Source organism: Streptosporangiales bacterium, from assembly GCA_009379955.1.
Lineage (GTDB): Bacteria > Actinomycetota > Actinomycetes > Streptosporangiales > WHST01 > WHST01.
In genome coordinates this window covers 1-10,245 of the sequence record WHST01000176.1, presented here as the reverse complement: position 1 = coordinate 10,245, position 10,245 = coordinate 1, and the positions used below count along the sequence as shown (strand labels likewise).

Sequence of the window (10,245 nt, the reverse complement as noted above, 5' to 3'; positions counted from 1 at the left end):
GGGTATTCACCCGAGTCGCCCAACGCCTGCTGGCCATGGCCGCCGGGATCTGGCACAACTGGACCACCGGCGTCACCAGCAAACGATCACTCACCGCCTACGACCACTGACCAGCAGCTTCACGGAATCATTCATCTAGGACACGCCTGAGCCGAGTGTGGCGTGGTCGGCCAGCACGGCGTCGATCACGCGCCGGTTGACCGCGGCCTGTCGCTCGTCGGTGTCGATGTCCACCGCCAGTCCGATCAGTGCCTTCCACAGCGCCCAGCCCCGCGCGCGTGCCCACGTGCCTGCGTCCTGACGCACGGCCCGCCGGAACGCCGCGCGACTGTCGCCGGAGAACATCGTCCACGCGATCACCAGGTCGCAGGCGGGATCGCCGACGCCCGAGGTGCCGAAGTCGATGACGGCGCACAGGCGTCCGTCCCGTACGAGCAGGTTGCCGCTCGCGACGTCGCCGTGGAACCACGCCTGCGGCCCGTCCCACGTCGCGTCCAGTGCGGCGTCCCACACAGCCGTCGCCGCGGCTGTGTCGATGCGCCGGTCGAGCGCGGCGAGGGAGCGGCGCGTCTCGTCGTCGTAGTACGCGGGCGGCGCGCCGCGGTGGAAGCTGTGCGCACCGGCAGGGGGACCGTCCGTCGCATCGATGCGCTGCAGGGCGAGGAGGAAGTCGGCGATCGACACCGCGAACCCGGACAGGTCGTCGACGCGGTCGACGCTCGCCGTGTCGCCGTCCAGCCAGCCGCGGATCGACCAGTGGAACGGGTACCCCTCGCCGGGCTCCCCCTTCGCAACCGGCACCGGAACCGGGACGGGCAGCGAGGGCGCGAGGGTCGGCAGCCAGCGATCCTCCTTGTCGATCGCCGGGGTGTACGACTCGTGCGTCGGCAGGCGCGCCGTCATCTCGTCACCGAGGCGGTACGTGCGGTTGTCCCAGCCGTCCACCCTGACCGGCGTCACGGGCAGGTCGGCCCACTGCGGGAACTGCGTCGCGACCAGTCGCCGCACCAGGTCCACGTCGATCCCCGCGCGACCGTCGACAGGCTGCTCCTCGACCATCCCGAGAGTATGGAGTCCGGTTCCGTGGCCGCGCAAAGCGTTTGCCGTCCGTGCGGCCGGAGGTGATCGGGTACCATGCATCATGCAGGATCCTCGGACTGAGTGGGTGGACGTATGGCAGCGACCGTCGGTGTGATCGGCCTCGGGAACATGGGATCCGCGTTCGCGGCCAACCTGCTCGACGCGGGTTTCGCGGTGCGCGGGTACGACGTCGACGAGGCCATGCGGCACCGGCTCACCGAACGCGGCGGCGTCGCGGCAGCGTCGGTGCGGGAGCTGTCGGCGGAGGCCGAGGTCGTCATCACCTCGCTGCCGGGAGCCGGCCCGCTGCTCGAGACCGTCGCCGGGCTCGCGCCGTCGGGCGGCCGTCCCGTCGTCGAGATGAGCACGCTGGCGCTCGACACCAAGCTCGAGGCCAGGGAGATCGCCGCACGCGCGGGTGCGGTGCTGCTCGACAGCACGGTCAGCGGCACCGGCGCACAGGCGGTCACCCGCGACCTCGCCGTCTACGCCAGCGGTGACCGCACGGCGTACGAGACCGCCGTGCCCGTGCTCGACGCGATCGCGCGGTCGCACCGGTACGTGGGCGAGTTCGGCACGGGCACGAAGCTCAAGTTCATCGCCAACCTGCTGGTGTCGATGCACAACGTCGCCGCCGCCGAGGCCGTGCTGCTCGCCCGCAAGGCCGGCCTCGACCTCGGGCTCGTCCTCGACGCGATCACCGACGGCGCCGGCACGTCCCGCATGCTCGAGGTGCGCGGTCCGATGATGGCCGAGGGTCGCTGGCGCGAGGCGACGGCGTCGATGTCGATGTTCAAGAAGGACCTCGAGCTGATCGGCGACTTCGCCGCGTCCGTCGACTGCCCGCTGCCGCTGTTCGCGTCGGCCAGGCAGGTCTACGCCGCGGGCATGGCACAGGGTCGCGGCGACGAGGACGCCGCCGCCGTCTTCGCCGTCCTCGCCAGGGCCGCGGCACTCGACGTCGACTGACTCAGCTGGTGTACGTTCCGATCCGTGGCAGCGCAGGTGCGTGAGGGCACGTTCCCCGGTGGGCTCCCGTACCTCGCCGTCGGGTCCGGCATGCCGCTGGTCTACCTGATGGGCTTCACCCCGACGCACACGCGGCCGGCGCCGGGGCTCCAGCGCGGTATCGCGATGCGCCAGGTCAGGCCGTTCGCCGAGGCCGGGTACCGCGTCTACCTGACCAACCGGCAGCCGGGCATGCCGGCCGGCACGACGATGGCCGACATTGCGGATACCCACGCCGACGCGCTGCACGCCGAGTTCGGCGAGCCGGTCGACCTCCTCGGGCACTCGACCGGTGGGTCGATCGCGTTGCAGACCGCCGTCGACCATCCCGAGGTCGTCCGCAGGCTCGTCGTCGCGAGCACCGCGTACGCGCTCGGGCCGGTGGCGAAGCGGGCGCAGCGGCACATGATGCAGGAGGCGAAGCGGGGCCGGGCCAGCAACAGGTACCTGGCCGACGGGTTCACCCGCAACCGCGTGCTGCGCGCGCTGTTCGACGGGGGACTCCGGGTGCAGAGCCGGCTTGCCAGGCTGCCGAAGGATCCGTCCGACATGATCGCGATGCTCGGGGCGGAGGACGCCTTCGACGTGCGCGACCGGCTCTCCGGGCTGCGGGTGCCGGCGCTCGTCGTCTGCGGCGCGCGCGACTACTTCTGGACGCCGGAGATGTTCGTCGAGACCGCGACGAGGATCCCGGACGCCGGGCTCGTGATGTACCCGAAGGGCGGCCACGCGATCATCATGAAGCGGGCCTTCTTCCGCGACGTGCTCGACTTCCTCGCGTCGTGACGCTCAACCGGCCGGCGGGTCGTAGCGCCCGTCGATCGCCGTCCAGCCGCCGTCGACGGTGAGCACCGTGCCGGTGACGAAGCTCGCGGCGTCCGAGGCCAGGTAGACCACGGCTCCGGCGATCTCGTCGGGCGTGGCCCAGCGGCCGAGCGCGCTCTTCGCCGCGTAGGCGTCGTACCAGTCGGGCCGCTCCTTGATCTGCGCCGTCAGCGGGGTCTCGACGACGCCGGGCGCGATGGCGTTGGCGCGCACGCCCTGCGGCCCGAACTCCGCGGCGGCGGTGCGGAGCAGCTGGAGCAGTCCCGCCTTCGTCGCGGCGTACGGACCCTGCCCCGGCTCGACGACGGTGCCACGGATCGACGAGAAGCCGATGATGCTCCCCCGGCCGCGCCGCGCCATCGGCGCCCCGAACGCCCGGACCAGCTCGAAAGAGCCGCGCAGGTTGAGCGAGATCACCCGGTCGAACTCCTCGATCGTGTAGTCGAGGAGTCGCTTGCGGACGTTCGTCGCCATCGTGAACACGAGCACGTCGGCGTCGCCGAGCTCCTCGCCCGCGCGTGCCACGGCGTCGCTGTCGAGTGCGTCGAGCCGGTACGCCGTGGCCGGTGTGCCGGCGAGTGACGCCGTCTCCTCCGCGGAGGCGAGGTCGCGGTCGGCGCACGTGACCCGCGCACCGTGCGCCGCCAGCGCCCGGGCCGACTCCCTGCCGATGCCGCTGCCGGCACCCACCACCACCGCGTGCCGGCCGTCGAGCCGGAACAGCGTCGCGTAGTCCACGGGGCACCACCCTAGGTGAGTGACGGCGGTCAGGGCACGGTCTGCTGCATGGTCTGCCGCTGCTCGCCCAGGCCCTCGATCGCCAGCCGCACGACATCGCCCTGCTTGAGGAAGGGGAACCGTCCTGACGTCGCCACTCCCTCGGGCGTGCCGGTGTTGACGACGTCGCCCGGGTCGAGCACCAGGACGTGGCTGAGGTCGTAGACGAGCCTGGCGACGGTGAAGATCATGTCCGCGGTCGAGGAGTCCTGCCGAGGCTCGTCGTTGACCCACGACCGGAGCCGGAGGGCCTGCGGGTCACCGACCTCGTCGGCGGGCACGAGCGACGGGCCGAGCGGGTTGAACGTCTCGAAACACTTGCCCTTGGACCACTGACCGCCGGACTTCTGCCAGACGCGTTCCGACACGTCGTTGGCAATGGTGTAGCCGGCGACGACGTCGAGGGCGGACTCGACGGACGGCAGGTACCGCGCGCGGGTGCCGATGACGACCGCAAGCTCGACCTCCCAGTCGGTGGCCGTGCTGCCCGGGGGGATCTGCACGTCGTCGTAAGGCCCCACGACCGTGTTGGGGTGCTTGAAGAAGACGATCGGCTCGGTCGGCGGCGCGGCGCCCGACTCGGCGGCGTGGGCAGCGTAGTTCTGCCCGAGGCAGACCACGGCTCCCGGTCGCGCGACGGGCGGCCCGACCCGCAGACCGCCGACGTCGATGGTGGTGAGCTCGCCGGCCCGCAGGGCCCGGCGGGTGCGGGGGATGCCGTCGGCGGCGAGGAACGCGCCGTCGATGTCGGCGGTCAGCGTGCCGAGGTCGTACGCGACGTCGTCGTCGATCACGACGGGCCGCTCCTGGCCGGCCGGCCCACGTCGTTGCAGCAACATGTCGAGGCTCCTGAGGCGAGTGCCGGGCGGTGCCGCGCCGAGGGCGTCTCGGCATATGGACCCGCCCGTGGACAGAACCCGGTCAGGCTATCGGAGCCGTACTCCGGCTACGCCACGAACGCGTCGGCCAGGGTGCGCCACACCCTGAGACCGGTGTCGACGAGCTGCCGGGGCGGGGCGCCGAGATCAGGGGTCGACCAGGGGCGTACCCGATGGCCGCACGGCTGCCGGGCGCGCAGGATGGGACCCATGGACACGACCCAGAACACCCAGCACACTCCTGGGTCCGACACCGGACCCGCCCACTCCAGCTCGACCCTGCCGGTCACCGGTGAGCGGTCGCCTTCGAAGTTCCGTCGTTCGCGCGAGAACCGCATCCTCGGCGGCGTCTGCGGCGGACTCGCCAGAACCTTCAACCTCGACGTCGCCCTCGTGCGCGTGCTCGCGGTGGTCCTCACGCTCGTCACCAGCGGCCTCGGCGCCGTGGCGTACATAGCGGCCTGGCTGGTCGTTCCCGAGGACGGCACGGAGACCACCCAGCTCGGCACGATGCTGCGCCGCTGAACCGGACCGCCCACGACCGAGGGCCCGGTCGACCACGAATGACGTGGGCGACCGGGCCCTCTCCACGCCCGGGCTCGCCGGGCGTTCCCCCCATGCTCTACAGCGGTGGCGGTCCCTCCTGGGCCGCGGCGAGCAACCGGTGCAGCGACCGCTCGTCGACCGGGGTCGCCACGTCGAGGCGTTCGGCGAGCAGGCGCGCGGCCTTCGGGATGTCGTCGTCCGCCATGCCGAGCTCCCGCAGTGACGTCGGGGCGCCGAGACGCTTCGCGAGGTCGGCCAGGCCGTGCGCGGCACGGTCGGCGCCGATCGCGTCGGCCAGCCGGTACAGCGCGGCCGGGTCGTGGGCCTCGACCAGGGCCGTGACGTGGGGGAGCAGCACGGTGTGCGTCGCCGCGTGCGGCAGGTCGTACGCCCCGCCAAGGACGTGGCAGATCCTGTGGTGGAGGTCGGAGCCCGCTACCGCGAACGCCGAGCCCGCCAGGTACGCGCCGTACAGCACCTCGGTCCTGGCGCCGACGTCGGCGCCGTGCTCGACCGCCCGCGGCAGGTGGTCGGCCAGGATGCCCGCACCCTCCGCGGCGAGCAGGGCGGTGACCGGTGACGCGCCCGCCGCGTAGCAGGCCTCGACGCAGTGCGCCAGCGCGTTCATGCCGCTGGTCACCGTGACCGCGGCGGGAAGCGTCATCGTCAGCTCGGGGTCGTAGAGGACGACCGCAGGGAGCACGTCGGCAGACCTGCCCGTGCGCTTCTCGCCCTCCCTGGTCAGGCCCCAGACGGGGGTCATCTCCGAGCCGGAGTACGTCGTCGGGATCGCGACGACGGGCATCGGCGTCTCCAGCGCCACGGCCTTCGCCGCGCCGATCGCCGACCCACCGCCGACGGCGAGCAGGCCGTCCGCGCCGGTGTCGCGTGCTGCCGCACGCGCCGCTGTCGCCACCTCGTCGGGTACGTGCGGGCGGACGTCGGTGTGGGTGCCCACCACCGTGTCGCCGAGAGGTGCGACGAGCTCGTGGGTGAGCGGCTCCGCGCGGGACGTGGTGACGACGAGCAGGCGCCGTACTCCGAGCGAGGCGATCTCGGCGGCCAGCGCGGTGCGGGCGCAGCCGGGTCCGAAGACGACCCGGCCGGCCAGGGCGTCGTGGTGGAACGACCTCAGGGAGGCCATCTCACTGTCCGTTCCCGTTGACCGACCTGAGGGTGCGCATCGCGCCGGCGAGTGCGGCCGCCGCGTCGGACCCCAGCGGCGTGAGCACCGCGTGGCGCAGGATCTCGGCACACGCGGCGCGCGACCGGTTGGCGACGTCGAGACCGTGCTCGGTGAGCGCGGCGAAGACCACGCGGCGGTCGTCCGGGCTCGGGATCCGCGTGATCAGGTCCGAGGCGACGAGGCGGTCGGCGACCTTGGTGAAGCCGCCGCTCGACAGTGCCGCCTCCTTGGCGAGGCGCGTCATCGGCAGCCGGTGGTCGGGGGAGCGGACGAGGCGGACGAGGATGTCGAACGACGCCGGCGCGAGGTCGAAGCGTTCGGCGATCTCGCCCATCAGGCGGTCCTGGGTGGCGACGTAGCCCTCGATGACGAGCCCCCACCAGGTGACCATCTCGTCGTCGTCGGTCCGGGGATCCGCGGTCGTCTCCTGCATGCGCCGTCCTCTCCTTCGGGTCCCGCCGCAGGCAGCGTAGCCGAAAAAGTCTTCTCGGAATACATCTTGCTGAGAAGAAGTTTGCTCGATAACGTTCAACCACCGAGGTGCGGCGGGCTCCGCCGCCGAAGGAGCGGACATGGCGACGCAGGGCACGGCCATCAAGACCACCGGACTCCACCACGTGACGGCGATCGGCGGAGATCCCCAGCGCAACGCCGACTTCTACCTCCGCACGCTCGGCCTGCGGCTGGTGAAGACGACGGTCAACTTCGACGATCCGGGCACGTACCACCTCTACTACGGGGACCAGGCCGGCCGTCCCGGCTCGCTCCTGACGTTCTTCCCCTGGCGCGACGTCCCTGGCGGGCGGCGCGGCAACGGGCAGGCCACCACGACGTCGTTCTCGGTCCCCGAGGGCTCGCTCGGCTGGTGGCAGGAGCACCTCGAGTCGGCCGGCGTCGAGGCCGGCCTGGTCACCACCGGCGCCGACGAGGAGGACACGCTCACCTTCCGCGACCCCGACGGGCTCGCCCTCGCGCTCGTCGCGCACCCGCAGGGCGACCCGCGCGACCCGTGGGACACCGCTCTCGTGCCGGCAGAGCGCGCGATCCGGGGCCTGCACTCGGTGACGCTGTCGGTCGCCTCGGAGGACGCGACGGCCGGCATGCTCGTCGACGACCTCGGCCTGCGACTCGCCGGGGAACGGGGCAACCGGCTGCGGTTCGCCGCGGGCGACGGCGGCCCGGGCGCACTCGTCGACGTCTCCGTCACCCCCGACGCGCCCCGCGGTCTCGTCGCGGGCGGCACCGTGCACCACGTCGCGTGGCGGGCGCCGGACGACGCCACCCAGCTCTCCTGGCGGGAGGAGCTCGTCGACCGCGGCGTCAACGTCACGTCCGTGCTCGACCGGCAGTACTTCCGCTCGATCTACTTCCGCGAGCCGGGCGGCACGCTGCTCGAGATCGCGACCGAGGCGCCCGGCTTCGGCATCGACGAGCCGCTGCTCGAGCTCGGCCGCGCGCTGAAGCTGCCGCCGTGGCTGGAGCCGGACCGCGCCCAGATCGAGGCCGCGCTCCCGGCGCTGAAGCTGCCCGACGAGAACAACCCGGAGGTCGCGGAGAGGCTCGCGACATGACGGAGACGTCCCTGGCCCACCGCTTCATCCCCGGTGACGCGGTCGCTCCGGTGCTGCTGCTCCTGCACGGCACCGGAGGTGGGCCGGACGACCTGGTGGGACTCGGTCGGGAGCTGAGTCCCGGCGCGGCGCTGCTCGCGCCCGTCGGACCCGTCGAGGAGAACGGCGCCGCCCGCTGGTTCCGCCGGCTGGCCGAGGGCGTGTTCGACACCGACGACGTGATCGCCAGGGCCGGCCAGCTCGCCGACTTCGTCCTCGCCGCCCGCGAGGAGCACGACCTCGGCGACCGCAGGCTCGTCGCCGTGGGCTTCTCGAACGGCGCCAACATCGCCGCCGCCGTCACGCTGCTGCGTCCGGACGCGCTGCGCGAGGCCGTGCTGTTCGCCGCGATGAACCCCGTACCCGATCCGCCGCCGCACGACCTCGCCGGGTCGCGGGTCTTCCTCTCCAACGGCGAGCGCGACCCGATGGCACCGCTGGCCTCGACCGAGCGGCTCGTCGAGGAACTGAGGAAGCGGTCGGCGCAGGTACGCACCCACCGCCACGCCGGCGGCCACCAGGTCACCCTCGACGGCGTCGCCGCCGCGAAGGAGTGGCTGGCCGGCGGCGCCTCGACGTGACCGCAGTGTCACCGAGGGTCTTGTCAACGGATCAGGTGAACGCCTACCTGCGCGGAGCGAACGCGGTGTTCATGAATGTGAACACCTGTGTGATGAGCTCGCCAGGGAGTCCGACCCGTGATCGAGACGCGCGAACACGTCCCGCAGGTACCTGGTATGGCAGCGACCGCTGAAGTCCTGCGAGGCAGACGCCGGTGAGTCCGACGTCCGCCGGACCCGCTGTCGCCGGCCGCGACCGGCTCGTGAACGGCGAGGTGTCGTTCTGGCACGCTGCGCTCGGCGGACGTCCGCAGCCGCGCGCGAGACTGTCGCACGGCTCCCACTCGGCCGACGTCGTGATCGTGGGCGCCGGCTTCACCGGATTGTGGTGCGCGTACTACCTGAAGCAGGCGCGGCCCGACCTCGACGTCCTCGTGGTGGAGAAGGAGTTCGCCGGCTTCGGCGCGTCGGGACGCAACGGCGGCTGGCTGTCGGCGAAGGTCGCCGGGTCGCGGGAGCGGTACGCGCGTACGCATGGCCCCGCGCTCGTCATGCGGCTCGAGCGGCTGATGGCCGAGGCCGTAGACGAGGTGATCCGCGTCGCCGACGCCGAGGGGATCGACGCCGACATCACCAAGTCGGGCCTGCTGCAGGTCGCCACCAGGCCGGCCCAGCTCGCCCGTGCCGAGCACGCGATCGCCGCCGACCGGCGCTGGGGGAGGTCCGAGCGCGACGTCCGGCTGCTCGATGCGGTCGAGACGAGCGAGCGCATCAGGGTGCCGGGAGTGCTCGGCGCGATCTACTCCCCGCACTGCGCGCGGATCCAGCCGGCCAAGCTCGTGCGCGGGCTCGCGTCGGTGGTCGAGCGGTCCGGCGTGCGCATCGTCGAGGGCACGCCCGTCACCGAGGTACGACCCGGCGCCGTCGTCACGCCGTACGGCACAGTGCGTGCGAAGATCGTGCTGCGCTGCACCGAGGGATTCACCGCGAGCATCCGTGGGCAGCGGCGTACCTGGCTGCCGATGAACAGCGCGATGGTGGTCACCGAGCCGCTCGACCAGCGGGTGTGGGACGACATCGGCTGGTCGGGCTGCGAGCTGCTCGGCGACATGGCGCACGGCTACACCTACGCCCAGCGCACCGCTGACGGGCGGATCGCCATCGGCGGCCGCGGCGTGCCGTACCGGTTCGGCTCCCGCACCGACCACGACGGGCGTACGCAGTCCGAGACGATCAGGCAGCTCGTCGAGGCGTTGCGGCGACACTTCCCCGGCGTGCCCGGGTCCGCGGTGCGCCACGCGTGGTGCGGGGTGCTCGGCGTCCCACGCGACTGGTGCACCACGGTCGGCTTCGACCGGCGTACGGGCCTCGGTCACGCGGGCGGCTATGTCGGGCACGGGGTCACCACCACGAACCTCGCGGCCCGCACCCTCGTCGATCTCGCCCTCGAGGGTGACACGGAGCTGAGCCGGCTGCCGTGGGTCGACCGGCGGGTCCGTCGCTGGGAGCCGGAACCGTTGCGCTGGGCGGGGGTCCACGCGGTCTACCGGCTCTACCACCTCGCGGACCGGCTCGAGGACCGCGGCGGGGCGACCACCGCGCTGCCCGCCCGCTTCGCCGACCTGATCGCCGGTCGCGCCTAGTAGTACTTTGTTACGTGTGTCGCTACCGCTGATCCGGCTCGTGATGTGGTCGTGTTCTGATCCGTGACCCCGGAGGAGATGGACCAGGTCAGGCCGCGGCTGGTGGCGTTCGCTGCGGAGATGCTCGGCGGG

At 72.4% G+C, this 10,245-nt stretch carries 12 protein-coding genes; 7 read left to right on the top strand and 5 right to left on the bottom strand.

Annotation, left to right across the window (positions count from 1 at the left end):
* Positions 1-110: IS982 family transposase (locus tag GEV10_30545; GenBank protein ID MQA82747.1), on the top strand; the 110-nt coding region annotated here is incomplete at its 5' end.
* 25 nt (positions 111-135) lie between these two features.
* Here the strand turns inward: GEV10_30545 and GEV10_30540 are convergent.
* Complete coding sequence (locus GEV10_30540; protein ID MQA82746.1) at positions 136-1,059, bottom strand: phosphotransferase; 924 nt, start codon at positions 1,057-1,059, stop codon at positions 136-138.
* A gap of 114 nt (positions 1,060-1,173) precedes the next feature.
* Here GEV10_30540 and GEV10_30535 point away from each other — a divergent pair, with 114 nt between their 5' ends.
* On the top strand, positions 1,174-2,049 hold the full coding sequence (locus GEV10_30535) for an NAD-binding protein (GenBank protein MQA82745.1): 876 nt from the start codon (positions 1,174-1,176) through the stop codon (positions 2,047-2,049).
* A 24-nt stretch (positions 2,050-2,073) separates the two neighbouring features.
* Positions 2,074-2,874: an alpha/beta fold hydrolase gene (locus GEV10_30530; GenBank protein ID MQA82744.1), complete on the top strand. Its 801-nt coding sequence runs from the start codon at positions 2,074-2,076 to the stop codon at positions 2,872-2,874.
* A 3-nt stretch (positions 2,875-2,877) separates the two neighbouring features.
* Here the strand turns inward: GEV10_30530 and GEV10_30525 are convergent, their stop codons facing one another.
* Together GEV10_30525 and GEV10_30520 are read right to left on the bottom strand one after the other, a co-directional pair.
* The gene (locus GEV10_30525; protein ID MQA82743.1) at positions 2,878-3,651 is read right to left on the bottom strand and encodes an SDR family oxidoreductase; all 774 of its coding nucleotides are present in this window, start codon (positions 3,649-3,651) and stop codon (positions 2,878-2,880) included.
* A gap of 29 nt (positions 3,652-3,680) precedes the next feature.
* Positions 3,681-4,529, bottom strand: a complete 849-nt coding sequence (locus GEV10_30520) for an FAA hydrolase family protein (protein ID MQA82742.1) — start codon at positions 4,527-4,529, stop codon at positions 3,681-3,683.
* A gap of 249 nt (positions 4,530-4,778) precedes the next feature.
* Here GEV10_30520 and GEV10_30515 point away from each other — a divergent pair, with 249 nt between their 5' ends.
* Positions 4,779-5,093, top strand: a complete 315-nt coding sequence (locus tag GEV10_30515; protein ID MQA82741.1) for a PspC domain-containing protein — start codon at positions 4,779-4,781, stop codon at positions 5,091-5,093.
* A gap of 97 nt (positions 5,094-5,190) precedes the next feature.
* Here the strand turns inward: GEV10_30515 and GEV10_30510 are convergent, their stop codons facing one another.
* Together GEV10_30510 and GEV10_30505 are read right to left on the bottom strand one after the other, a co-directional pair.
* Entirely contained in the window at positions 5,191-6,258 is a 1,068-nt protein-coding gene (locus tag GEV10_30510) for an iron-containing alcohol dehydrogenase (protein MQA82740.1), read from the bottom strand.
* A gap of 1 nt (position 6,259) precedes the next feature.
* Positions 6,260-6,733, bottom strand: coding sequence for a MarR family transcriptional regulator (locus GEV10_30505; GenBank protein MQA82739.1), 474 nt, complete (start codon positions 6,731-6,733; stop codon positions 6,260-6,262).
* 139 nt (positions 6,734-6,872) lie between these two features.
* On the opposite strand from GEV10_30505, the gene GEV10_30500 reads away from it, so the two are divergent.
* From GEV10_30500 to GEV10_30490, 3 genes are all read left to right on the top strand, one after another.
* Positions 6,873-7,871 carry a ring-cleaving dioxygenase gene (locus GEV10_30500; GenBank protein MQA82738.1) on the top strand — a complete coding sequence of 333 codons (999 nt, stop codon included), beginning with the start codon at positions 6,873-6,875 and terminating at the stop codon, positions 7,869-7,871.
* Complete coding sequence (locus tag GEV10_30495; protein ID MQA82737.1) at positions 7,868-8,491, top strand: alpha/beta hydrolase; 624 nt, start codon at positions 7,868-7,870, stop codon at positions 8,489-8,491. The genes GEV10_30500 and GEV10_30495 overlap by 4 nt, the downstream gene beginning before the upstream one ends.
* Positions 8,492-8,685: 194 nt before the next feature.
* The gene (locus tag GEV10_30490; protein ID MQA82736.1) at positions 8,686-10,113 is read left to right on the top strand and encodes an FAD-dependent oxidoreductase; all 1,428 of its coding nucleotides are present in this window, start codon (positions 8,686-8,688) and stop codon (positions 10,111-10,113) included.
* The last annotated feature ends 132 nt before the right edge of the window (positions 10,114-10,245 follow it).